Genomic DNA, 22,671 nt, shown 5'->3' with positions numbered 1-22,671 from the left:
GTTTACTCCGCTTTGGCGTCTGCTTTCGCCGTGTTGGCCTGAGCAGGGCCGGCCGGCTTCTTGACGTTGGTGGCTTCGCTGACCTTGACCTCGACGCCTGGGCGCACGAACTGCAGCCCTTCGGTGATCAGGCGGTCGCCCGGGTTCAGGCCTTCCTCGATCAGCCAGTCGCTGCCCAGGGTGCGGCTGGCCTTGAGCTGGCGCAGTTCGACCTTGTTCTCCTGGTTGACCACCAGCGCGGTCGGCGCGCCCTTGAGGTCGCGGGTTACGCCCTGTTGCGGGGCCAGGATGGCGTTGGCATTAACCCCGGCCTTCAGCCGCGCATGCACGAACATGCCGGGCAGCAGGGTGTGGTCGGGGTTGGGGAAGATGGCGCGCAGGGTGACGGAGCCTGTGGTCTCGTCGACCGCAACTTCGGAGAACTCCAGGCGACCCTGTTGCTTGAACAGGCTGCCGTCTTCCAGCACAAGCTGCACTTGGGCGGCATTGTCGCCGGCCTTCTGCAGTTGGCCGCCTTCCAGGTCACGGCGCAGCTTGAGCAGCTCGGCGGTGGACTGGGTGACGTCGACGTAGATCGGGTCGAGCTGCTGGATGGTGGCCATGGCGTTGGTCTGGCCATTGTTCACCAGGGCGCCTTCGGTGACCGAGGAGCGACCGATGCGGCCGCTGATCGGGGCCAGCACCTTGGTGTAGCGCAAGTCGATCTGCGCGCTCTTGAGCGACGCTTCAGCCTGCAATCGTTTGGCATTGGCGTCGTCGTACTCTTGCTTGGAGACGGCTTGCTCGTCGATCAGTTGCTTGTAGCGCTCGGCCAGCGAGCGGGTAGCCTGGAGGTTGGCCTGGGCGTTGGCCAGGGTAGCCTCGTAGACGGCCGGGTCGATCTGGTAGAGCTGCTGCCCTTCCTTCACGTCGGTGCCTTCCTTGAACAGGCGCTTGAGAATGATGCCGTTCACCTGCGGACGGACCTCGGCCACCCGGTAGGCGCTGGTGCGCCCCGGCAGTTCCGAGGTCAGGGTGAAGGCTTGCGGTTGCACGGTCACGACGCCGACCTGAGGAGCCTGGGGCGCTGGCGCGGCTTCCTCTTTCTTACAGCCACTGAGCAGGGTTGCCAGGGCCACGGCGGAAACCAGGGCGGTTACGGCTGGCTTGAATTGCATGAGGATCCTCGGGTCGCAGGAGCAGGGGAGCTCAAGAATATAGTGGAAGAGTCTTGTAGGAAAAACGCTATCCGGTGGATAAATAGCTTGCTACCGAATATACTTACATTCATGCTTGTTTGTAAATACCGCAGGTGGACGCAACGTTACCGCCGCGGATCGCTCGAAGATGCCCGGGAGCCGCCCTGAAAGAGCCGGCCCCGGCCCGATTCCCGCCCGCCATGCGAGCGCGCGGGGCCTGATGAGGTTGTACTGCCATGGTCCGTCGAACCAAAGAAGAAGCCCAGGAAACCCGTGCCCAGATCATCGAGGCGGCGGAAAAGGCCTTCTACAAGCGCGGGGTCGCGCGCACCACCCTGGCCGATATCGCCGAACTGGCGGGCGTGACCCGGGGTGCGATCTACTGGCATTTCAGCAACAAGGCCGAACTGGTGCAGGCATTGCTCGACAGCCTGCACGAAACCCACGACCACCTGGCCCGGGCCAGTGAAAGCGAGGATGAGCTCGACCCGCTTGGCTGCATGCGCAAGCTGCTGCTGCAAGTGTTCAACGAGCTGGTGCTCGATGCGCGGACCCGGCGTATCAATGAGATTCTGCATCACAAGTGCGAGTTCACCGACGACATGTGTGAGATTCGCCAGCAGCGCCAGGGTGCGGTGCTGGACTGCCATGAGAGCGTGGCCCTGGCGCTGGCCAACGCCGTGCGCCGCAAGCAATTGCCTGCCGACCTCGATATCGAGCGTGCCGCCGTGGCTATCTTTGCTTACGTCGATGGCCTGATCGGGCGCTGGTTGCTGCTGCCGGACAGCTTCGACCTGTTGCGCGACGTCGAAAAATGGGTCGATACCGGGTTGGATATGCTGCGCTTGAGCCCAGGCCTGCGCAAATAACACTTTGTGAATGATTGTGAGGAAGTGTTTCCCCAGATCGTTAAGCGAACATTATGCCTGACCTGTAGGAGCCAGCTTGCTGGCGAAGCGTTCTCTCGGACGCTTCGCCAGCAAGCTGGCTCCTACAGGGTTTTATATATGCTCTCAACGGCCGCGCAGCTGCCGGTCTGGCAATGCCAATGCCGCAAGCAGGCCAATCAGCGAGGCGCCTGCGCTTGCCAGCAACAGATGCCTGAACGTTTCCAGCAACCGGGCCTGGGTCGCAGGGTCCGCTTCACCGGCCTTGAGGCTGCCCAGCAGCGGGTTGCCCAGCATCTCGAACCCACCCTGGTGCAGCAGCGCCAACAACAGGCTGGACATGCACGCCACGCCCATCGCCCCACCCAGCGAACGGAACAGGTTGGTGGTGCTGGTGGCCACGCCGATATCCTTCATGTCCACCGAGCTCTGCGTGCCCACCAGCGAAGTGGGGAACTGCAACCCACAGGCAATCCCGGTCAGCAACATGAACAGCGCGCTCAGTAGGCTCGACTGCGGTGGTGTCAGGGCCATGGCGGCGATGGTCACTGGCATCAGAAGGGCACCGGCCAGGATCTGCGGCTTGTAGCGCCCGGTGCGGCTGGTCATGCGTCCACCGGTGAAGGCGCCAATTGGCAAGCCCATGGCCAGGGGCAACAGGTGCAACGCCGCGATGTCAGCACCGGCGCCAGTGATGCCCTGATAGCGCAGCGGCATCAGCATGGTCAGCGAGATCGACTGGAAGCTGGCGAAGAAGATCACGCACCAGCACAGCACCGCGACCCGGTTGCCGAACAGCGTCATGGGTAGCAGCGGCTCACTGCAGCGCCGCTCGTGGGCCACGAACACCAGCACCCCGAGTAGCGCGCAGCCCAGCAGCGCCAATACCTGCGTCGACGACCAGGCATGCCCCTGGCCAACCAGGGTGATACCCAGCAGCAGGCTGCCCAGGCCGATGATCATCAGTACCGCGCCCAGGTAGTCCACCTGCGCTTCGCGGCGTTTCACCGACAGGCCGTCCAGGGCGCGATGGATCACCCACAGGGCCACCAGCCCCAGCGGCAGGTTGATCCAGAACACCCAGCGCCACGACAGGTACTCGGTCAGCCAGCCGCCCAGCACCGGCCCGGCGACGCTGGCCAGGGCGTACATGCTGCTGAAATAGCCCTGGTAGCGGCCACGTTCGCGCGGTGGCACGAAGTCGCCGATGATCGCCTGGCTCACCGACACCATACCACCGGCGCCGATGCCCTGGAGCACCCGCGCCATGACCAGCTGCGGCATATCCTGGGCCAGGCCGCAGGCCACCGAGGCCAGGGTGAACAGCGCGGTGCCGGTGAGGATCATCCGGCGCCGACCGTACAGGTCGCCGAGCTTGCCGTAGATGGGCACGGCGATGGTCATGGCCACCATGTAGCCGGAGATGACCCAGGCCAGCAGGCTGACATCGTCGAACTGCGCGGAAATGGCCGGCAGGGACACGGCGACGATGGTCTGGTCGAGGGCGCCGAGGAAGATCGCCAGCATCAGGGCGGTCAGGACGCTGCGCAGGACGGTGGGGGGCAGGGCGGCGGTCACGTTGGGTTCCTTGTCGTGTAGGAGCGGGCTTGTCCCGCGAACACCGGCCAAGCCGGTGCCATGCATTGCGGTGTGGCCATCGCGGGGCAAGCCCGCTCCCACCAGCGTAAGAATTGTAACCTGAGTTACATAGCTACCTATGTACTCCATGCATCCCCTATGCAAGATCGGCATTGGCACATTCATCCAGAGCTGCATGGGCGCGTGATATCGTGGCAGGGCCGCAGAGGCTGAAATCCGGGGCTTGCACCAGCATGGTGCAGCAATTTGCCACAGGGTTTCGCGTCGCTGTATGTCCACACCTTCTATTCCTCTGCCTGCATGTCGAGCATGACCGCCCTGATGGCGACGGTTGGAACAGTCAGGTAGACCCGATACAGGGGTCGGTTGTCAGCCGTTTACCATTTTCAATTACAAGCGGAGTGATCATGCCCAAGGCTTCCCACCACGATCTGCGTTTTGCCTTCCGCGAACTGCTCGCGTCAGGTTCGTGCTATCACACCGCATCGGTCTTCGACCCGATGTCCGCGCGCATTGCCGCGGACCTGGGGTTCGAAGTCGGTATCCTCGGCGGCTCGGTCGCCTCGTTGCAGGTGCTGGCCGCGCCTGACTTCGCCCTGATCACCCTCAGCGAGTTCGTCGAGCAGGCCACCCGTATCGGCCGTGTCGCCCAGTTGCCGGTGCTTGCCGATGCCGACCATGGCTACGGTAACGCGCTCAACGTGATGCGCACAGTGATCGAGCTGGAGCGCGCAGGCGTTGCCGGGTTGACCATCGAGGATACGCTGTTGCCGGCTCAGTTCGGGCGCAAGTCCACCGACCTGATTTCGGTGGAGGAGGGCGTGGGCAAGATCCGCGCGGCGCTGGAGGCGCGTGTGGACAGCGCGCTGGCGATCATCGCCCGGACCAATGCCGGCGTGTTGAGCACCGAGGAAATCATCGTCCGCACCCAGAGCTACCAGAAGGCCGGTGCCGATGGTATCTGCATGGTCGGGGTGAAGGATTTCGAGCAACTGGAGCAGATCGCCGAGCACTTGAGCGTGCCCCTGATGCTGGTGACCTATGCCAACCCGAACCTGCGTGACGACGCGCGCCTGGCGCGCCTGGGCGTGCGTGTCGTGGTCGATGGCCATGCCGCCTACTTCGCCGCGATCAAGGCCACCTACGACTGCCTGCGCCTGCAGCGTGGCCTGCCGCATAAATCCGATAGCCTGAACGCCACCGAACTCTCGCACACCTACACCCAGCCGGAGGACTACATTCGTTGGGCGAAGGAATATATGAGCGTCGAGGAGTGACAAGCGTGGCGTGGCCGATCCACGTAATGGCGCTGGCTTTGCAGTGTGCATGAGATCGAGCGCCGCCCGCGCGGCGCTCGGTCTACCAGGCGCTGCACTTATCCCGTCGAACATCTTGAAAGAGCCGGCGTCAAAGCCCCAATCCCCGATCCCATTCCGGTTCATCGCCGAACCGCTGCGCCAGAAAGTCCAATATGCTGCGCAATGTCGCCGGCATGTGCTTGCGCGAGGTGTACACCGCATTGAGGGTCAGTTCCCGCGGCCGCGCCTCGGGCAGCAGGCGAACCAGCTCACCACTGCGCAGTGCCGGGGCCGCCTGGTAGGTCGGCAGCATGGCGATGCCGGCGCTGGCCAGGGCGGCCTTCTGCAGGGTCATGGCTTCGTTGGCGCTGATGTTGCCTTGCACCGGAACCGTGACACTTTGCCCATTCACTTCGAAATGCCAGAGGCTATGGCCGAAGTAGGCATGGGTCAGGCAGTTATGCCCGCTCAGTTCCTCGACCCGCAGCGGCGTGCCGTGCTCGCGCAGGTAGGCCGGTGAGGCGCAGACCACTGAACGGCACACACTCAGGCGTCGGGCGATCAGGTTGGGGTCGACATCGTTGCTGGTGCGGATCGCCAGGTCGATACGCTCATCCACCAGGTTGACGGTGCGGTCGAGCATCTGCAATTCCACCTTCACACCGGGGTAGCGCTTGACGTAGGCGGCCAGGGCGTCCACCAGCTGGGCCTGGCCGAATGAGGTGCTGACGCTGATACGCAATTCGCCTCGCGGGGTGTCGTCCGGCTGGCGCACGGCGTTCTGCAGATCGCCGGCCAGCTCCAGCAGTTGGCGACAGCGTGGCAGCGTCTCGAGACCGGCGGCGGTCAGGCTGAGCTTGCGGGTGGTGCGTTGCATCAGCCGCGCGCCAACCCAGTCCTCCAGCTCCGCCAGGTAGCGCGATACCACCGGCCGTGAAAGCTCCAGATGATCTGCCGCCGCCGACTGGCTACCCAGGTCGACAACGGTGACAAATACGCGCATGGCGTTGAGACGGTCCATGATCTGTCCGATTTTAGAAATAAACTATGTCGAAGCATCGCATTTTTTGTATTGGTTCGGGCAACTAAGCTTGCCGTCATCAACCCGCACACAGGAATTGCCAATGTCTCTCTTCACCCCGCTGCGTGGTCTGCTTCTGGGCCTTGCTGCCCTGGCCGGCCAGGCGATCGCCGCCGAACCGCTCAAACTCGACGTTTACAACCCTGGCCACGCTGCCCTGTTCCCGGTCTCGTCGGTGATTATCAGTGGTGCCCACAACGCCATCCTGGTCGACGCCCAGTTCGGCAAGGGCCAGGCTGAACAGGTGGTGGAGCGCCTGCGCAAGAGCGGCAAGCAACTGACCACCATCTACATCAGCCATGGCGACCCGGACTACTATTTTGGCCTGGACACCGTCACCCAGGCGTTCCCCAAGGCCCGGGTGGTCGCTTCGGCCGCGACCGTCGAGCACATTCGCAAGACCATGGAGGGCAAACTGGCCTACTGGGGCCCGCAGATGGGCAGCGACAAGCCGGCCAAACTGGTATTGCCACAGGTCCTCGACGGCAATCGCCTGGAGCTGGAAGGCCAGGCACTGGAAGTCGTTGGCCTGGACGGCCCGCAGCCGGACCGCAGCTTCGTCTGGATTCCCTCGATCAAGGCAGTGGTCGGTGGCGTGGTGGTATCGGAGCACATCCACGTGTGGATGGCCGACACCCAGGGCGCGCAATCCCACGCCGACTGGCTGAACACCTTGGCCAACATCGAGAAACTGGCGCCGCGTACCGTCATCCCTGGGCACTACCTGGGTGACAGCAGCCGCTCGCTGGAAGCGGTGCGCTTCACCGCCGGCTACATTCGTGACTTCGATGCCGAGGCGGCCAAGGCAACCAACGCCGACGCACTGATCGCGGCGATGAAGCAGCGCTACCCGAACCTTGGTGAAGACAGCTCCCTGGAACTGGGTGCCAAAGTCGCCAAGGGCGAGATGCAGTGGTAACCCCTTAACAACCTGCTGGAGTGTTTCCCATGAGCAAGATCGCAATCATCGGCGCCACCGGGCGCGCAGGCAACCAGTTGCTGGAAGAGGCGCGGCGTCGCGGCCACGACGTGGTGGCCATCGCCCGGGATCCGTCGAAGCTGCAAGGCCGTGAAGGGGTGACCGTCAAGGCGCTGGACGCCAAGGACAGCGCTGCCCTGCAGGCTGCGGTGAGCGGTTGTGACGCCGTGCTGAGCGCGGCGCACTTTGCCACGATCGAACCCCACGCCATCATCGAGCCGGTCAAGCGTGCCGGGGTAAAGCGCCTGCTGGTGGTGGGCGGTGCCGGTAGCCTGCTGCTGCCTTCCGGGCATCGGGTGATCGACAGCCCGGACTTCCCCGAGGCCTACAAGGCCGAGGCCACTGCCGGGGTGCGCTTCCTTGACACGTTGCGCCAGGAGCCATCGCTGGACTGGACCTTCCTTTCGCCGTCGGCGGAGTTTGTCGAGGGGGAGCGAAGCGGTCACTACACGCTGGGCAAGGATCACCTGCTGATCGGCGCCGATGGCAAGAGCTGGATCACCTTTGCCGACTATGCGATCGCGATGATCGACGAGTTGGAGAAGCCAGCGCATTCGCGGGCGCGGTTCACCGTCGGCTACTAAGTCGCGCGGTACCTGTAGGAGCGGCCTTGTGCCGCGAAAGGGCCGCATAGCGGCCCCGGCGATTTCTGATTTGTCGCTGAAATCCTGGGGCTGCTATGCAACCCTTTCGCGGCACAAGGCCGCTCCTACAGGGGGTGTGCAAGGCTTGAGGCACGCGTCTGCAGCCACTCCATCAATTCGACCAACCCTGCGGGCATGGTCTTCGACGGGCTCACCAGGTAATACCCTTTCCCGGTCCTCACCTTCAGCCCGAACGGCATGCACAACCGCCCGGCTTGCAGGTCGTCGCCAATCAGCGAGAAATCGCCGATGGCGATCCCCGTCCCCTGCGAGGCCATGGCCATCGCCATGTCCAGCGTCTCGAAATGCTGCTTCGGCCCCAGAGGCTCGAACGTGGCACCCGCCGCCTGCAACCACAGCCGCCAGTCATGCTCGTCCCGTGACGGGTGCAGCAGCATGTGCCTCGCCAGATCTTGCAGTTGCAAGGGGGCATTCGACAGCGACGGCGCACAGACCGGCGTGAGCTGCTCATCGAACAGCTTGCGCACCTGCAGCCCATGGTTGGGCTCGGCGCCATAGACCACCGCCGCATCGAACCCCTCCCGGCGAAAGTCCACGCCATGCTGCACCGTGGTAGTCAGTTCCACCGGCACGTCTGGACGCAGGGCCTGCCATTCCATCAGGCGTGGCAACAGCCAACGCATCACGCAGGTGGGCGCCTTGAGCTGCAGCGTCGCGCTGCGCCCTCCGACTTCGCGTACGCCTTGCTCGATCAGGGCGAAGACCTGCTGTACCCGGGGCAGCCAGTCCTGGCCTTCACGGGTCAGGGCCAAGCCGCGGGCCTGGCGCTGGAACAGCGGATAGCCAAGGTGTTCTTCCAGTCCGGCGATCTGCCGGCTGACCGCTCCCTGGGTGATATGCAACTGCTGCGCGGCACGGGTGAAATTGCAGTGCTGCGCGGTGACCAGGAAGGTATGCAGGGCGGGGAGGGGCGGCAGGCGTTTCATCGTGGTAAGCCATGATGTGGAATCATGGCTAGTATGTGTTTTTTTGCATTGTGGCGGTAGCCGCCGCTTGGTTCCATGAACACCGTTTTCAACAAGAATCGGGTATTCGACGATGGCAACCTGTGGCGAAGTGCTGGTCAAACTCCTCGAAGGCTATGGCGTGGACCATGTCTTCGGCATTCCTGGCGTGCATACCGTGGAGCTCTACCGTGGGCTGGCGGCGTCCTCTATCCGCCATATCACCCCACGCCACGAGCAGGGCGCCGGGTTCATGGCCGACGGCTACGCGCGTACCCGTGGCAAGCCGGGGGTGTGCTTCATCATCACCGGCCCGGGCATGACCAACATCACCACCGCCATGGGCCAGGCCTACGCCGACTCGATTCCCATGCTGGTCATTTCCAGCGTGCAGGCCCGCGACCAGCTCGGTGGCGGGCGCGGCAAGCTGCATGAGCTACCCAACCAGTCCGGCCTGGTGGCTGGCGTGGCGGCCTTCTCGCAAACGCTGATGAGCGCCGACGACCTGCCCCAGGTGCTGGCCCGCGCCTTCGCCGTGTTCGACGGCGCGCGGCCACGGCCGGTGCATATCGAGATTCCGCTGGATGTGCTGGTCGAGCCAGCCGACCACCTGCTGCCGGGGCGCCCGGTGCGCACAACCCGAGCCGGCGCGGCGCCGCTGGTGGTGCAGCAGATGGCCGCGCGCCTGGCCAAGGCGCGCCGCCCGCTGATTCTTGCCGGGGGCGGTGCCCTGGCTGCAGGCGACGCACTTCTCTTGCTGGCAGAGCATCTTCAGGCGCCGGTGGCGTTGACCATCAACGCCAAGGGGCTGTTGCCGGCCCGGCATCCCTTGCAGATCGGCTCGACCCAGACCTTGCCGGCCACCCGAGCGCTGGTCGCCGAGGCCGATGTGGTGCTGGCCATCGGCACCGAGCTGGCCGAGACCGATTACGACGTGACCTTCAAGGGCGGCTTCGAGATCCCTGGCAGCCTGCTGCGTATCGATATCGACCCTGACCAGACGGTGCGCAACTATCTGCCGGCGCTGGCGCTGGTCGCCGATGCCGAGCAAGCGACCGAGGCCCTGCTGGTTGCACTGCAATTGCAGGCGCAACCATCGCGTGACGCCAGTTGGGGGGCAGCCCGCGCCGCTCGCCTGCGCCAGGACAATGCCGCCACCTGGGACCAACCGACCCTGAGCCAGACACGTCTGTTGACCAGCATCCTGGAGGCATTGCCCGACGCCATCCTGGTGGGGGATTCGACTCAGCCGGTGTACACCGGCAACCTGACCCTGGACATGGCCCGGCCGCGTCGCTGGTTCAATGCCTCCACTGGCTACGGCACGCTCGGTTATGCCTTGCCGGCAGCCATGGGGGCGTGGCTGGGCAGTAGCGAGGTGCCTGCCAAACGCGCACCTTCGGTCTGCCTGATCGGCGATGGGGGCTTGCAGTTCACCCTGCCGGAACTGGCCAGCGCGGTGGAGGCCCAGGTGCCGCTGATCGTGCTGCTGTGGAACAACCAGGGGTACGAGGAAATCAAGAAATACATGGTCAACCGGGCCATCGAACCGGTCGGCGTGGATATCCACACGCCGGATTTCATCGGGGTGGCGCGGGCGTTGGGGGCACAGGCGGAGCACGTCGCCGATGTGGCGCAGTTGCAGGCGGCGCTGGGCCGGGCCGTGGAGCGCAGGGGGCCGACGTTGATCCAGGTGGATCAAGGGGAGTGGCAGCGGGCGGTGCAGGGCTGACGATTGCTGCGAAGGCTGCGCCTTCGATTCGCCGGCAAGCCGGCTCCTACCAAGAGCCGGTTGCCGACGAATTCAACCGGTGCTGGCGCGCAAGCGCGCCACATCGCGAATCGGTGGCGCGCCATACAGGCGGCTGTACTCCCGGCTGAACTGCGAAGGGCTTTCATAGCCCACTCGATAGCCGGCCACCGCAGCTTCCAGCCCGTCATTGAGCATCAGCCGTCGGGCCTCCTGCAGGCGCAACTGCTTCTGGTACTGCAACGGGCTCATCGAGGTCACCGCCTTGAAGCGGTGATGCAGGGTCGAGGTGCTGAGGTTCACCTCGCGCGCTAGGTCTTCGATGCGCAGCGGTTCCTGGTAATGCCGGTTGAGCCAGGCAATGGCCTGGCAAACCCGGTGGGTCTGGCTGTTGGACAGGGCGATTTCATACAGGCGCCAGCCTTGCGGGCCGCGCAGTACCCGGTACATCAGTTCGCGGCGCACCAACGGGGCAAGCACCGCGATGTCCCGTGGCGTGTCGAGCAGGCGCAATAGGCGCAACAGCGTATCGAGCAGCTGCGGATCGCTTTTTTCCACGAACAAGCCGCGCCCGGCGGATTGGTTGGGGACCAGCATCGGCCCGCTTTCGGCAATCAGCTGGCTGATCTGCGCAGGGTCGATGTCCAGGCGCAGCCCGAGGCAGGGGTGCTCGGGACTGGCCTGGAGAATGGCGCCGGTGATGGGAAGGGTCACCGAGACCACCATGTAGTGCAGCGGGTCGTAGGTGTAGCGTTCATCGCCGAGGAACAGGGTTTTGCTGCCCTGGGCCAGGATGCACAAGGCCGGTTGCGCCAGGGCCGGCATCCCACGCACATCCTCTTCATAGCGGGTCAGGTACAGGTCATCGATCGCCGAGGCGGGGTCGTGTGGGCCTTTTGCGTGGCGCTGGATCAGCCCGGCCAGCTCCTGACGTTGCTGTTCCAGAATGGGGTCCAGGGGCGGGGAAGTGGTCATGACGGGTTTCCTCTGCTGACCGTGGCAGCATAGGTTTGGGCAAGGGCGGGCGCTAGACGAAAGCTGCACGTCGCTTGCCTGATCCTGCCGCGCTGCAGGATCAGGCAAGCGCTCGGCAGTATCGGCCTAACGGCGCGCGCGTGCCAGCCCCTACGCTTGGCAGCCTGGTTCGTCCCGTCCGTAGCGCCTCAAGGAGATCGTTCATGACCCAACAACAACCGGTTACACACCTGGCTTTCATCCGCGCCAGCAACGGTCGTTCGGCGGAGCTCGGCGTGCGCCTGCGCGATTTGCTGGAGCCTTCGTTGCGGGCGCCGGGCTGCCTGAGCTTTAGTGTGCAGCGCTCGCAGGTCGATGCCGACCTGTGGCTGCTCAGTGGCAGCTGGAGTGACGAGCGGGCGATGAGCGGATATTTCGCGTCGCCCACGCTGGACGTATTCGGCGAGCTGGTGCAGGAGCGGGTGGTCAGCAGCCTGGACTTGCACACGTTTGCCTGAATGTCGGGGACGGGGGCACCGGCAAGCTGGATCTTATGGCGCAAAACTTGACCCATTGACCTGGTGCGACCTTTGTAGGAACGGCTTCAGCCGCGATTACCCGCGATGCGGGTGCCAGGCACCGCGACGCCTGCATCGCGGCTGAAGCCGCTCCTACAGAGTTCAGGGTTGGGCCTTCACAGGAGGAGCGGTGGTGGCTGGGCGTGTAGAATGCCGTCCCTTGAACAATCAGGCGGAGTGCAGCATGGCACGTAGAGAATTCCCCCACTTCGAAGCAGTTTCGGCGATGGTCCCGGTGGAGGGCGGCGGCTATCACGCGGCGATTGCCGTGAAGGCCCTGAACATGGGCGGCACGCCGCGTTTCCACAAGGTCCTCGACGGGCAGGTGTTCAAATCGGCGATGGCCGCCGACGAGGCAGCCTGTGCCGAACTCGAACGCCTGCAGGGCGTCGGCGAGGAAGGCGAACTGATCTTCTGATCAGGCTTGCGGGCGGGCCATCTTGAACAGCTCGCCCAGCGCGAAGTAGTCCGCCGGGCCGCCACCACGCAGGATCGGCTCGGCGGCGGCGGTATCGTAGATGCCGTCCTTGAGCAGGTGCTCGGCAATATGTACGGCCACCACTTCGCCCAGGATCAGCCAGCTGGGCACGGCTTCCTGGTCAGCACGTTTGAGTTGCACGATCTGGCTTACCTTGCACTCGAAGCTTACCGGGCTTTCGCCCACGCGCGGCACCTTGACCACGTTTGACGCAGCTGGCGTCAGGCCGCTCAGCACGAACTCATCGATATCCGCCGCCACCGCGGCGCAGCTCTGGTTCATCTGCTCGGCCAGCGGGCGGGTGGCGAGGTTCCAGACGAATTCGCCGGTCTGCTCGATGTTGTTCAGGCTGTCTTTACGCCCGACGCTGCAGAAACCGATGATCGGTGGAATGTAGTTGAAGGCGTTGAAGAAGCTGTAGGGCGCCAGGTTCAGGCGGCCTTCGCAGTCGTGGCTGGAGATCCAGCCGATCGGCCGGGGGCCGACGATGGCATTGAACGGATCGTGGGGCAGGCCGTGGCCTTTGGCGGGTTCGTAGTAGTACATCTGCGCAAGGCCGCGAGGCCCTTCCTGTGTGGGAACGAGGCGCCTAGTGTGCCAAGGCTTTGCCTGGCTGAAAATGATCAAGCCCGGCCAAAGCCGGGCTGGTTGCACGCATCAGTGATCAGCTGATGCGGTGGCCGTTGGTGCGGTCGAAGCCGTCTTCGGCGAAGCGTTGGCCGTTGGTACGGTCGAAGCCGTCTTCGGCGAAGCGTTGGCCGTTGGTGCGGTCGAAGCCGTCTTCGGTGAAGCGTTGGCCGTTGGTGCGGTCGAAACCATCTTCTGCATAAGTGGCTGCCTGGCTTTGCACGGCCGCGAAGCCGTGGGCGTTGGTGCGTTCGAAGCCATCTTCGGCGAAGGCGCCAGTTGCGATTACAGAAAGGGCCAGGGTGAGGATCAGTTTGTTTTTCATGGTGGTTGCTCCAGTGGAATCGTCGGGGTTGTTGTTGCTATGGGTTCAATGCTACGCCAATCAATTTGATTAAAAAGCGCAAAAAATAACGATATAAAATCGAATTATTCGATTTATTTCTGCGCTATTCGTCCAGCAGAGAACGCGGTTGAGGTTGTAGTAGGGTTTCTGTTGCCAAGCGTCGCGAGGCTGCTTCAGTAGCCACATCAAGGGTGTTGGGCGTGGATTAATGGCGAGTTAAGAGACAGGCCTTGTGATGTCCCAGGGTGAGCAAACGGATTTTTCATACGGCGCCAACCGATTTTTCAGACAAGCTCAATCACCATCCGCCGCACTCAACCCCCGGAGCGGCAAACAATGAACAAACTCCCGCAAATCACCTTGGCCTTCTGGGTCATGAAGATCTGCGCCACCACCCTCGGCGAGACGGCGGGCGACCTGCTGTCGATGACCCTCGATATCGGCTATGCCATGAGCTCGCTGCTGCTGATCAGCGTGTTCCTGGTCACCCTGGTCACCCAGCTCTACTCGCGCCGCTACCACCCCATGCTGTACTGGCTGGTGATTCTCTCCACCAGCACCGCCGGCACCACCATGTCCGACTTCATGGACCGCACCTTGGGCCTGGGTTACGCCACGGGCTCCGCAGTACTGATCGGCATCCTGCTGGCGACCTTCGCCCTCTGGCGTCTGAGCGGCAACCCACTGGATGTCACCCGCATCAAGAACCGTGGCGGCGAGCTGTTCTACTGGGTGGCGATCCTGTTCTCCAACACCTTGGGTACCGCGTTGGGTGATTACCTGGCCGATGACTCCGGGCTGGGCTTTGCCGGCGGCGCGCTGCTGATTGGCTCGGCAATCGCGGTGGTGGCTGCGGCCCGCTACTGGACGAAAATTTCCGGCGTGGTGCTGTTCTGGATCGCCTTCGTATTGACCCGCCCATTCGGCGCGACCTTGGGCGATGTGTTGACCAAGTCGCACGAGAAGGGTGGGCTGGACTTTGGCACGGTCGGCTCTTCGCTGGTGCTGGGGGGCGTGCTGCTGGTACTGGTGCTGATGGCCACGCATTACCAGCGTCGCGAGCCGCAACGCGTGGTAGAGATGTCCTGAGTTCAAGCCGGCATCCAATGAAAAAGGGGCGCTCCGTCGAACGGGGCGCCCCTTTTTTTTCGTTCAGCGAACGTGGATCAGTCGGTGGTGATCCGCGAATGCTGCTTGGTGTCCTTCATGGTCGCGTACACCAGCAGCGAGCAGGCGATGCAGCCGGTGACGTACCAGTAGAAACCGGTCTCCATGCCGTTGCTCTTGAACCACAGGGCCACGTACTCGGCGGTGCCGCCGAAGATCGACACGGTCAGGGCGTAGGGCAGGCCGACACCCAGGGCGCGGATCTCGGTGGGGAACAGTTCGGCCTTCACCACGGCGTTGATCGAGGTATAGCCGCTGACGATGATCAGCGCGGCCATGATCAGGAAGAACGCGCCCCACCAGGTCTGCACGGTGTGCAGGGTGCTGAGGATCGGCACGGTGAACAGGGTACCCAGCACGCCGAAGGCGATCAGGATCGGGCGTCGGCCGATCTTGTCCGACAGACCACCGATGATCGGTTGCAGGCACATGAACAGGAACAGCGTGGCCGCCGAGATGGTGGTCGAGTCGCTGATGCTCATGCCCACGGTGTTGACCAGGTACTTCTGCATGTAGGTGGTGTAGGTGTAGAAGGCCAGGGTGCCGCCCATGGTCAGGCCGACCACGGTCATCAGCTCCTTGGGATGACGCAACAGGGTGCGCATCAGGTTCTCTTTGGACTTCTCTTTCTTGGTGAACGAGGCGGTCTCTTCCATGCCGCGGCGCAGGTACAGGGCGACTACCGCGCACAGCGCGCCGATCACGAACGGCACACGCCAGCCCCAGGCATACAGCTGCTCGGTGGTGAGCGTCTGTTGCAGGATGATCAGCACCGCCAAAGCGATGAGCTGGCCGGAGATCAGGGTCACGTACTGGAAGCTGGAGAAGAAGCCGCGGCGTTCCTTGCTGGCCATCTCGCTGAGATAGGTGGCCGAGGTACCGTACTCGCCACCTACCGACAGGCCCTGCATCAGGCGGGCGACCACCAGCAGGATGGGGGCGGCGACGCCAATGGTTTCATAGCCCGGGGTGAGCGCGATCACCAGCGAGCCTGCGCACATCAGCAGCACCGAAGCCATCAACGCCGCCTTGCGGCCCTTGCGGTCGGCGTACAGGCCCATCAGCCAGCCACCGATCGGGCGCATGAGGAAGCCCACGGCGAAGATCGCTGCGGTATTGAGCAGTTGGGCAGTGGTGTCGCCAGCGGGGAAGAAGGCCTTGGCGAAGTACAGCGAGAATGCGGCGTAGACGTACCAGTCGTACCATTCGACCATGTTGCCGATGGAACCACTGAAGATCGATTTGAGGCGGCTGGCGGTGGATTTTTCCACGGCGGGCGCAACGGCCGCCCCGGTGGGCAGAGTGCTGGCGTTATCCATCAGGGATACCTTCTCGTTGTTTTTGTGGAGCGCGCTCGAGGCGCAGCTTGAGAAGGGTTTTGCAGGAGGTGTGCCAAAGGGGGGGCAGACGCCCATTTGCGGTGCGGGGGCTGTTCGCCAGCAAGGCTGGCTCCTACGGAGGGCACGTATCACCTGGCCTGACGCGATCCCTGTAGGAGCCGGCCTTGCCGGCGAAGGCTTCACGAAAATGCAGGGAGCGCCTGTGAGGATAAGCGGATTCTTGCTTATTGGTGTTCGGCGATAGGCGGATTTCCGCTCATTCGCGCTCGACAAAGTCTTCTCGCACCAACCCGTGCCGTTGCATCTTCTCGTTCAGCGTTCGCCGCGGTAGCTGCAAGGCCTCCATCACGCCCTTGATCTCGCCCTTGTGCAGGCGCAGCGATGCCCGCAGGCATTGCGCCTCGAACGCTTCCATCTGTTCGGCCAGTGACTGGCCTGTGGGGTTTTCGTCCAGATTCGGCGAGCCCAACCCCAACGCATGGCGCTCGGCGGCATTGGCCAGCTCGCGCACATTGCCCGGCCAATCATGGGTCAGCAGCTGCGCAAGCTGCGTACCGTCCAGCGGTGGTGCGCTACGCCCCAGGCGTTCAGCGGTGGCACGGGCGAAATGCTCGAACAGCAGGGGGATATCCTCGCGTCGCTCACGCAAGGGCGCCAGGCGTAGTTCGGCGACATTCAATCGATAGGCCAGGTCTTCGCGGAAGCGCCCGGCGCGGGCCTCTTCAAGCAGGTCGGGCTTGGTCGCGGCAATGATGCGCAGGTCGACGGCGATGCTCTGGTTGGCGCCCAGCCGCTCGAGCTTCTGTTCCTGGATCACCCTGAGCAGCTTGGCTTGCTGGGCCAGGGGCATGCTTTCGATCTCATCGAGGAACACCGTGCCGCCGTTGGCGTACTCCAGCTTGCCGATGCGCTTGCCTTGGGCACCGGTGAAGGCGCCACTTTCATGGCCGAACAGCTCGGCCTCGAACAGGGTTTCGGGAATCGCCGCGCAATTGAGCGCGACGAATGGCTTGTCGGCGCGCGGGCCGAAGTCGTGCAGGCAGCGGGCCACGCGCTCCTTGCCACTTCCTGTTTCGCCACGGATCAGCACGTTGACCGGCAGGCTCGCCAGGTCCAGCACCTGCCGGCGCAATTGCTGCAAGCCTTGGGACATACCCAGCAGGGTCGTCTCCAGCTTGCCCCGCAGGTCGGCCTGTACGTGCAGGCGGCGATTCTCCAGCACCAGCTGGCGCTTTTCCAGGGCGCGACGCAGGCTGCCCATCAGGTGCTGGGGAGTGAAGGGCTTTTCCAGGAAGTCATAGGCGCCGTTGCGCATGGCTTCCACCGCCATGGGCACGTCGCCGTGGCCGGTCAGCAGAATCACCGGCAGGTCGGGGTCCTCCGCCTGCAGCCGTTCGAGCAGTTGCAGGCCGGACAGCCCGGGCATGCGCACGTCGCTGAGGATCACCCCGGGGAAGTGCTTGGGCAGCTGCTCCAGGCAATCCTCGCCACGGGCGAACAGTTGCACATTGAAACCCGCCAGGCTCAGCCACTGCTCCACGGCGGTGCGGATGCTGGCTTCGTCGTCGACGACGATCACGGAATTCAACATACAGGCTCCAGGTCGCGTGGCAGGGTGAGGCTGAAGCGCGCACCACCCGGCAGGTTCTCGACCTGCAGGCTGCCGCCGGCATCGATAACGATGCCATAGGAGATCGCCAGGCCCAGGCCCAGGCCTTCGCCCACCGGTTTGGTGGTGAAGAACGGGTCGAACACCTTGGCCAGGTCGGTGTCGCGGATGCCGCCGCCCGAATCGAGCACGCTCAGGCGCCACAGGCCGGCATCGACCTCGATGCGGATCTCCAGGCGTTTGTAACGCTTGTCGGCCATGGCGTCGAGGGCATTGCGCAACAGGTTGATCAGCACTTGCTCCAGGCGGATCGCGTCACCACGCACCCAGGCGGGGCGCGCCAGGTACAGGGCCACCTCGACGTCCTCGGCGCGAATGCGCGCCTCCAGCAGGTGGAGGGCCTGGTCGACCACGGTGGCCAGGTCCAGGCGTTCGCGCAGGCCGCCAGGGCTGTTGCGGGCGAAGGTCTTCAGGTGCCCGGTAAGCGCGGCCATGCGCGTCAGCATCTGCTCCAGCGGCTCCAGGGCCAGGCGGGCCTGTTCGTGGCGGCCCTGGTCGAGCAGCAGGCGCAGGGTTTCGAGTTGCATGCGCTGGGTGGTCAGCGGCTGGTTGATCTCGTGGGCGAGGGCGGCCGACATCTGCCCCAGCGCTGCCAGCTTGGCCGATTGCACCAGGCCCTCCTGGGCGGTGCGCAGCTCGCGGGTGCGTTCCTCCACCTGGCGCTTGAGCTCCTCGCGGCTGCGCTGGCGCAGGCGGGCCAGGCGCAGGCGCTGGCTGACGAACAGCGCGGCGAACACCAGGCTCAGCCAGATCGCGGCGGCGGCCAGGGCGGCGTTGCGACCGTCCTCGGCCACCTGCGGTTTGCGCAGCAGGTGCAAGGTCCAGCCTTCGGCTTCCAGCGGCAGGCTTTCCCAGAGGTACTCGGCGTTGCCATCCGGGCCTTGTACACGGGCCAGGTGGCTGCTGTCGGTGAAGCGGGTCAGGGCCTGGTGCTGCAGGGGGACCAGGGGTTGTTTGTCATACTGGCGGGTCTCGGCCAGTTCGGCGCGATCGGCGCCGCTCAGTGGCTGCAACTCGCGATAGCGCCAACCTTCCTGGTTGGCGATGAAGGTGATGCCACGGGCGTCGCTGACCAGCAGGATGTCGCTGCCCTGGCGCCATTCGCGTTCGAGTTCGGGGAACTCCAGCTTGACCACCATGGCGCCGAGGAAGCGGCCATGCTCGTCATTCACCGCGCTGGACAGGAAGTAACCCGGCACGCCGCTGGTCACGCCAACCGCGTAGAAGCGGCCGCTGCCTTGGCTGCGGGTCTGTTTGAAATAGGGGCGGAAGCCGTAGTTGGAGCCGACGTAGGTGGTCGGCAGGCGCCAGTTGCTGGCCGCGATGGCCAGGCCTGTGCGGTCGAGCAGCTCCAGGGTCGAGGAGTTGGCGGCGCCGTTGATGCGTTCGAGCTTGCGGTTCAGGGCGTCCTGCACCTGTTCGGTGACCGGGCCGCGCAGGGCGCCGACCAGCTCCGGGTCCAGCGCCAGCACGGCGGGCAGCGCACGGTAGCGTTCGATCAGGGTGTGCAGGGCATTGGCGTACAAGCCCAGTTGCTGGCTGGCCCGGCGGGCGTCGGTTTCCAGTGCCTGGCGCTTGGCCTGGTGCATGGCCCAACCGGCGCTGAGGGAGGTGCCGACCAGGATCAGCAGAATGATCAGACCCAGGCGCAGGGCGCGGAAGGATGAGGGCATGGGGCGGATCCGGGATCTTGGTTGTCTGTGCCGGCCTCATCGCGGGGCAAGCCCGCTCCTACAGGAAAATGTGAAGCCTTGTAGGAGCGGGCTTGTCCCGCGAAGGGGCCGGACCTGCTTAACGCAGCTCGAAGCTCTGCTGCTGCACCGCTTGCGAATCGAGGCCGACCTGGACATTGAATTGCCCCGGCTCGGCCACCCGCTGCAGCTGGCCATTGTAGAACTTCAGGTCTTCTTCGTTGATGTCGAAGGTCAAAGTTCGCGACTCGCCGGCCTTGAGCATCAGTTTCTGGAAGTTCTTCAGCTCCTTGACCGGGCGGCTCATCGAGGCGCTTTCATCCTGGATGTACAGCTGCACCACGGTCTCGCCATCGCGCTTGCCGGTGTTCTTCACCGTCACCTTGGCTTGCAGGCTGCCACCGCGCTTGAGTTCATTCTGCGACAGTGCCAGGCCCGACAGGTCGAAGCTGGTGTAGCTCAGGCCGTAGCCGAACGGGTACAACGGGCCATTCGGCTCTTCGAAGTATTGCGAGGTGTAGTTGCCAGGCTTGCCGGGGGTGAACGGGCGGCCGATGCGCATGTGGTTGTAGTACATCGGGATCTGCCCGACCGAACGCGGGAAGGTGATGGCCAGGCGCCCGGACGGGTTGTAGTCGCCGAACAGCACGTCGGCGATGGCGTTGCCGCCTTCGGTACCGCTGAACCAGGTCTCGAGGAGGGCGTCGGCTTGTTCGCGTTCCCAGGCGATCGACAGCGGGCGGCCGTTCATCAGCACCAGCACCAGCGGTTTGCCGGTGGCCTTCAGCGCCTTGATCAGGTCGCGTTGCACCGCCGGGATTTCCAGGGTAGTGCGGCTCGACGACTCATGGGACATGCCACGGGACTCGCCGACCACGGCCACCACCACGTCCGACTGTTTGGCAGCCTTGACCGCCTCGTCGATCAGCACGGCGGCCGGGCGTGGGTCGTTGACGATTTCCGGGGCGTCGAAGTTGAGGAAGTTCAGGTAGTCGAACATGGCTTTGTCGCCGGTCACGTTCGAACCCTTGGCGTAGACCAGCTTGGCCTTGCCCTCGACGGCACGGCGCAGGCCCTCGCGCACGGTGACCGAGTGCTGTGGCTTACCGTCGGCGGCCCAGCTGCCCATCATGTCGATCGGCGCATCGGCCAGGGGGCCGACCAGGGCGATGGTGCCGGACTTTTTCAGTGGCAGTGTCTGCTCGCGGTTCTCCAGCAGCACCAGGCCACGGCGTGCCACGTCGCGAGCGGTGGCACGGTGCAGGCGGTCGTCGGCGTAGTAGTCCTTCAGGTCGGTTTCGGCCTTGGGAATGCGCACATAGGGGTCTTTGAACAGTCCCATGTCGTACTTGGCGCCCAGCACTTCACGCACTGCCTGGTCCAGTTCGGCCTGGCTGACTTCGCCGGACTTGAGCAGCCCCGGCAGCTCTTCGCCGTAGAGGGTGTCGTTCATGCTCATGTCGATGCCGGCCTTGATCGCCAGCTTGGCCGCCTCACGGCCGTCGCGGGCGACGCCATGGCGGATCAGCTCCTGGATGGCGCCGTGGTCGCTGATGGTCACGCCCTTGAAGCCCCACTCCTTGCGCAGCAGGTCATTCATCAGCCAGGTGTTGGAGGTGGCCGGCACGCCATTGATCGAGTTCAGCGCCACCATCACACCGCCGGCACCGGCGTCGAGCGCGGCGCGGTAGGGTGGCAGGTAATCGTTGTACATCTTCGTCAGGCTCATATCGACCGTGTTGTAGTCGCGTCCGCCTTCCACCGCGCCATACAGGGCGAAGTGCTTGACGATGGCCATGATGCTGTCGGCGTTGGCCGGGCTCGAGCCCTGGAACGACTTGACCATCACCTGCCCGATCTTCGAGGTCAGGTAGGTGTCTTCGCCGAAGCCTTCGCTGGTGCGGCCCCAGCGCGGGTCGCGGGCGATGTCGACCATCGGCGCGAAGGTCATGTCCAGCGAGTCGGCGGCAGCCTCGATGGCCGAGGTGCGGCCGACCTTGGCGATGGCGTCCATGTCCCAGGATGAGGCCAGGCCCAGGCCGATCGGGAAGATGGTGCGTTCACCGTGGATAGTGTCGTAGGCGAAGAACATCGGGATCTTCAGGCGGCTGCGCATGGCGGCGTCCTGCATCGGCCGGTTCTCGGGGGCGGTGCGCGAGTTGAAGGTACCGCCGATACGCCCGGCGGCGATCTCCTCGCGAATCTTCTCGCGGGGCATTTCGGGGCCGATGCTGATCAGGCGCAACTGGCCGATCTTCTCGGCTTCGGTCATCTGGCCGATCAGATGGTCGATGAAGGCCTGCTTGTCCTGCAGGGGCGGGGCGGGGGTGGCGGCAAGGGCCGCCTGACTGGCAAGGCCCATGGCCAGGCCCAGCAAAGACAGTTTCATCATCAATTCCGTTGTTGAGTGAGGCGAAAGGCCGAGACTATTCGTACGCCTGTTGTTGTAGTGTCCACTGGCGGTTTCCAGGATCATTCGTCCATGATCCGACGCAGCCGTGGATTATGCCTTATATGAGGCGCTTGTTGAGATACACTCTCGCCACCCCGATGCCGGGATAACAACGATAAGAACGCTCGAGAGACGATGGCATGACCGAATACGAACAGCGCCAGATCGCCGAGGCGATCGCCCGTGCCGAACGGCGCACCGACGCGGAGCTTGTGACCGTGCTGGCCCGCCGCGCCGACGACTTCCCCTATCTTCCGTTGCTCTGGGCCGCCCTGTTGGCGTTGCTGGTCCCTGGCGTGCTGCACCTGTGGCTGGGTGGAATCGGGGTCAATGGCCTGCTGCTGGCACAGATGCTGACCTTCATCAGCCTGTGCCTGCTATTGCGTCATCCACGGTTGTCTGCCTGGGTGGTGCCTGCCGTACTGCGCCGCCGGCGCGCTTCGGGGTTGGCCCGCCAGCAGTTTCTCGAACTCAACCTGCAGCGCACCGCTGGCGCCACCGGGGTGCTGATCTTTGTCAGCGAAGCCGAGCGGCATGTCGAGATCCTGGTCGACGAGGGGATTGCCCGGCACCTGCCCGAGCAGGCGCGCGAGGTCATCGTCGCCCGGTTCACCGAACAGGTGCGCCAGGGGCGGACGTTGCAAGGTTTCGTCGAGTGCATCGAGGCGTGTGGTGAATTGCTCAGCGAGCATGTGCCGCCGACCCATGCGCGTAACGAACTGCCCAACCGGCTGGTGATTCTCGACTGAGCGCACAGCACAACGTGTTGACCAAGTGGCATTCGGTTGGAGCAACCGTCTTGTGTTGATTGCCCCGGCCCTTTCGCCGGCAAAGCCGGCTCCTACAGGTGCGATGTCGATCTTGAGGTTGGCGTGGTCCCTGTAGGAGCGGGCTTGTCCCGCGAACACCGGCATGGCCAGGGGTTCGCGGGGGGCCTGCATCGACGTAGAATGTGCGCCATTGCGCCAAGCGCCCCCGCATTCCGAGG

At 64.2% G+C, this 22,671-nt stretch carries 20 protein-coding genes; 9 read left to right on the top strand and 11 right to left on the bottom strand.

Translation table 11 applies throughout. From position 1 onward, the window contains the following. Positions 1-2 precede the first annotated feature (2 nt). Entirely contained in the window at positions 3-1,157 is a 1,155-nt protein-coding gene (ttgA, locus tag NGM28_RS15605) for a toluene efflux RND transporter periplasmic adaptor subunit TtgA (protein ID WP_011535416.1), read from the bottom strand. 257 nt (positions 1,158-1,414) lie between these two features. Here ttgA and NGM28_RS15600 point away from each other — a divergent pair, with 257 nt between their 5' ends. Next, the gene (locus NGM28_RS15600) at positions 1,415-2,047 is read left to right on the top strand and encodes a TetR family transcriptional regulator (protein ID WP_240065028.1); all 633 of its coding nucleotides are present in this window, start codon (positions 1,415-1,417) and stop codon (positions 2,045-2,047) included. Positions 2,048-2,191: 144 nt separating this feature from the next. Here NGM28_RS15600 and NGM28_RS15595 read toward each other — a convergent pair whose 3' ends face one another. Continuing rightward, on the bottom strand, positions 2,192-3,643 hold the full coding sequence (locus NGM28_RS15595; RefSeq protein WP_252090699.1) for an MDR family MFS transporter: 1,452 nt from the start codon (positions 3,641-3,643) through the stop codon (positions 2,192-2,194). A 428-nt stretch (positions 3,644-4,071) separates the two neighbouring features. Between NGM28_RS15595 and NGM28_RS15590 the strand changes: the two genes are divergently transcribed. Continuing rightward, a complete protein-coding gene (locus tag NGM28_RS15590) occupies positions 4,072-4,941 on the top strand; it encodes an oxaloacetate decarboxylase (protein ID WP_240065030.1) in 870 nt (289 codons plus the stop codon). A 130-nt stretch (positions 4,942-5,071) separates the two neighbouring features. On the opposite strand, the gene NGM28_RS15585 is transcribed toward NGM28_RS15590, so the two are convergent. Continuing rightward, positions 5,072-5,983: a LysR family transcriptional regulator gene (locus NGM28_RS15585; protein WP_252090698.1), complete on the bottom strand. Its 912-nt coding sequence runs from the start codon at positions 5,981-5,983 to the stop codon at positions 5,072-5,074. 103 nt (positions 5,984-6,086) lie between these two features. Between NGM28_RS15585 and NGM28_RS15580 the strand changes: the two genes are divergently transcribed. Beyond that, positions 6,087-6,962, top strand: coding sequence for an MBL fold metallo-hydrolase (locus tag NGM28_RS15580; protein ID WP_240065032.1), 876 nt, complete (start codon positions 6,087-6,089; stop codon positions 6,960-6,962). A 29-nt stretch (positions 6,963-6,991) separates the two neighbouring features. After that, positions 6,992-7,606: an NAD(P)-dependent oxidoreductase gene (locus tag NGM28_RS15575; protein WP_240065033.1), complete on the top strand. Its 615-nt coding sequence runs from the start codon at positions 6,992-6,994 to the stop codon at positions 7,604-7,606. Positions 7,607-7,731: 125 nt separating this feature from the next. Here the strand turns inward: NGM28_RS15575 and NGM28_RS15570 are convergent, their stop codons facing one another. Further along, complete coding sequence (locus NGM28_RS15570) at positions 7,732-8,613, bottom strand: LysR substrate-binding domain-containing protein (RefSeq protein ID WP_240065034.1); 882 nt, start codon at positions 8,611-8,613, stop codon at positions 7,732-7,734. Positions 8,614-8,725: 112 nt separating this feature from the next. Here NGM28_RS15570 and NGM28_RS15565 point away from each other — a divergent pair, with 112 nt between their 5' ends. Next, positions 8,726-10,363 (top strand): 5-guanidino-2-oxopentanoate decarboxylase, encoded by a 1,638-nt coding sequence (locus NGM28_RS15565; protein ID WP_252090697.1) that lies wholly within the window; start codon positions 8,726-8,728, stop codon positions 10,361-10,363. A gap of 72 nt (positions 10,364-10,435) precedes the next feature. On the opposite strand, the gene NGM28_RS15560 is transcribed toward NGM28_RS15565, so the two are convergent. Next, complete coding sequence (locus NGM28_RS15560) at positions 10,436-11,356, bottom strand: AraC family transcriptional regulator (protein ID WP_240065036.1); 921 nt, start codon at positions 11,354-11,356, stop codon at positions 10,436-10,438. A 203-nt stretch (positions 11,357-11,559) separates the two neighbouring features. On the opposite strand from NGM28_RS15560, the gene NGM28_RS15555 reads away from it, so the two are divergent. Next, the gene (locus NGM28_RS15555) at positions 11,560-11,853 is read left to right on the top strand and encodes a putative quinol monooxygenase (RefSeq protein ID WP_011535405.1); all 294 of its coding nucleotides are present in this window, start codon (positions 11,560-11,562) and stop codon (positions 11,851-11,853) included. Positions 11,854-12,097: 244 nt separating this feature from the next. Beyond that, the gene (locus NGM28_RS15550) at positions 12,098-12,331 is read left to right on the top strand and encodes a hypothetical protein (RefSeq protein ID WP_240065037.1); all 234 of its coding nucleotides are present in this window, start codon (positions 12,098-12,100) and stop codon (positions 12,329-12,331) included. Here NGM28_RS15550 and NGM28_RS15545 read toward each other — a convergent pair whose 3' ends face one another. Both NGM28_RS15545 and NGM28_RS15540 read right to left on the bottom strand, forming a co-directional pair. Further along, entirely contained in the window at positions 12,332-12,937 is a 606-nt protein-coding gene (locus tag NGM28_RS15545) for a flavin reductase family protein (RefSeq protein ID WP_252090696.1), read from the bottom strand. It lies immediately after the preceding gene. Positions 12,938-13,055: 118 nt separating this feature from the next. Beyond that, positions 13,056-13,343 (bottom strand): hypothetical protein, encoded by a 288-nt coding sequence (locus tag NGM28_RS15540; protein WP_240065039.1) that lies wholly within the window; start codon positions 13,341-13,343, stop codon positions 13,056-13,058. Between the two features lie 357 nt (positions 13,344-13,700). Here NGM28_RS15540 and NGM28_RS15535 point away from each other — a divergent pair, with 357 nt between their 5' ends. Beyond that, positions 13,701-14,453: a COG4705 family protein gene (locus tag NGM28_RS15535; RefSeq protein WP_240065040.1), complete on the top strand. Its 753-nt coding sequence runs from the start codon at positions 13,701-13,703 to the stop codon at positions 14,451-14,453. Positions 14,454-14,530: 77 nt separating this feature from the next. On the opposite strand, the gene NGM28_RS15530 is transcribed toward NGM28_RS15535, so the two are convergent. From NGM28_RS15530 to bglX, 4 genes are all read right to left on the bottom strand, one after another. Further along, positions 14,531-15,850, bottom strand: a complete 1,320-nt coding sequence (locus NGM28_RS15530) for an MFS transporter (protein ID WP_240065041.1) — start codon at positions 15,848-15,850, stop codon at positions 14,531-14,533. Positions 15,851-16,127: 277 nt separating this feature from the next. Next, entirely contained in the window at positions 16,128-17,462 is a 1,335-nt protein-coding gene (mifR, locus tag NGM28_RS15525; protein ID WP_252090695.1) for a two-component system response regulator MifR, read from the bottom strand. After that, positions 17,456-19,213 (bottom strand): sensor histidine kinase, encoded by a 1,758-nt coding sequence (locus NGM28_RS15520; protein WP_252090694.1) that lies wholly within the window; start codon positions 19,211-19,213, stop codon positions 17,456-17,458. The genes mifR and NGM28_RS15520 overlap by 7 nt, the downstream gene beginning before the upstream one ends. A gap of 118 nt (positions 19,214-19,331) precedes the next feature. Continuing rightward, positions 19,332-21,623, bottom strand: a complete 2,292-nt coding sequence (bglX, locus tag NGM28_RS15515) for a beta-glucosidase BglX (protein ID WP_252090693.1) — start codon at positions 21,621-21,623, stop codon at positions 19,332-19,334. A gap of 200 nt (positions 21,624-21,823) precedes the next feature. Here bglX and NGM28_RS15510 point away from each other — a divergent pair, with 200 nt between their 5' ends. Then, the gene (locus tag NGM28_RS15510; protein ID WP_011535395.1) at positions 21,824-22,432 is read left to right on the top strand and encodes a TPM domain-containing protein; all 609 of its coding nucleotides are present in this window, start codon (positions 21,824-21,826) and stop codon (positions 22,430-22,432) included. Positions 22,433-22,671 lie beyond the last annotated feature (239 nt).

Source organism: Pseudomonas sp. MWU13-3659, assembly GCF_023757525.1.
GTDB lineage: Bacteria > Pseudomonadota > Gammaproteobacteria > Pseudomonadales > Pseudomonadaceae > Aquipseudomonas > Aquipseudomonas entomophila_E.
The sequence above is the reverse complement of the archived record's forward strand: the minus strand, read 5'-3'. Positions and strand labels throughout refer to the sequence as shown.

Coding starts and splice junctions, on each gene's coding strand:
- NGM28_RS15580 (WP_240065032.1), top strand. CDS start 6,087: ATGTCTCTCTTCACCCCGCTGCGTGGTCTGCTTCTGGGCCTTGCTGCC.
- ttgA (WP_011535416.1), bottom strand. CDS start 1,157: ATGCAATTCAAGCCAGCCGTAACCGCCCTGGTTTCCGCCGTGGCCCTG.
- NGM28_RS15575 (WP_240065033.1), top strand. CDS start 6,992: ATGAGCAAGATCGCAATCATCGGCGCCACCGGGCGCGCAGGCAACCAG.
- NGM28_RS15550 (WP_240065037.1), top strand. CDS start 12,098: ATGGCACGTAGAGAATTCCCCCACTTCGAAGCAGTTTCGGCGATGGTC.
- NGM28_RS15565 (WP_252090697.1), top strand. CDS start 8,726: ATGGCAACCTGTGGCGAAGTGCTGGTCAAACTCCTCGAAGGCTATGGC.
- NGM28_RS15585 (WP_252090698.1), bottom strand. CDS start 5,983: ATGGACCGTCTCAACGCCATGCGCGTATTTGTCACCGTTGTCGACCTG.
- NGM28_RS15530 (WP_240065041.1), bottom strand. CDS start 15,850: ATGGATAACGCCAGCACTCTGCCCACCGGGGCGGCCGTTGCGCCCGCC.
- NGM28_RS15600 (WP_240065028.1), top strand. CDS start 1,415: ATGGTCCGTCGAACCAAAGAAGAAGCCCAGGAAACCCGTGCCCAGATC.
- NGM28_RS15520 (WP_252090694.1), bottom strand. CDS start 19,213: ATGCCCTCATCCTTCCGCGCCCTGCGCCTGGGTCTGATCATTCTGCTG.
- NGM28_RS15570 (WP_240065034.1), bottom strand. CDS start 8,613: ATGAAACGCCTGCCGCCCCTCCCCGCCCTGCATACCTTCCTGGTCACC.
- NGM28_RS15535 (WP_240065040.1), top strand. CDS start 13,701: ATGAACAAACTCCCGCAAATCACCTTGGCCTTCTGGGTCATGAAGATC.
- bglX (WP_252090693.1), bottom strand. CDS start 21,623: ATGATGAAACTGTCTTTGCTGGGCCTGGCCATGGGCCTTGCCAGTCAG.
- NGM28_RS15560 (WP_240065036.1), bottom strand. CDS start 11,356: ATGACCACTTCCCCGCCCCTGGACCCCATTCTGGAACAGCAACGTCAG.
- NGM28_RS15545 (WP_252090696.1), bottom strand. CDS start 12,937: ATGTACTACTACGAACCCGCCAAAGGCCACGGCCTGCCCCACGATCCG.
- NGM28_RS15590 (WP_240065030.1), top strand. CDS start 4,072: ATGCCCAAGGCTTCCCACCACGATCTGCGTTTTGCCTTCCGCGAACTG.
- mifR (WP_252090695.1), bottom strand. CDS start 17,462: ATGTTGAATTCCGTGATCGTCGTCGACGACGAAGCCAGCATCCGCACC.
- NGM28_RS15510 (WP_011535395.1), top strand. CDS start 21,824: ATGACCGAATACGAACAGCGCCAGATCGCCGAGGCGATCGCCCGTGCC.
- NGM28_RS15555 (WP_011535405.1), top strand. CDS start 11,560: ATGACCCAACAACAACCGGTTACACACCTGGCTTTCATCCGCGCCAGC.
- NGM28_RS15540 (WP_240065039.1), bottom strand. CDS start 13,343: ATGAAAAACAAACTGATCCTCACCCTGGCCCTTTCTGTAATCGCAACT.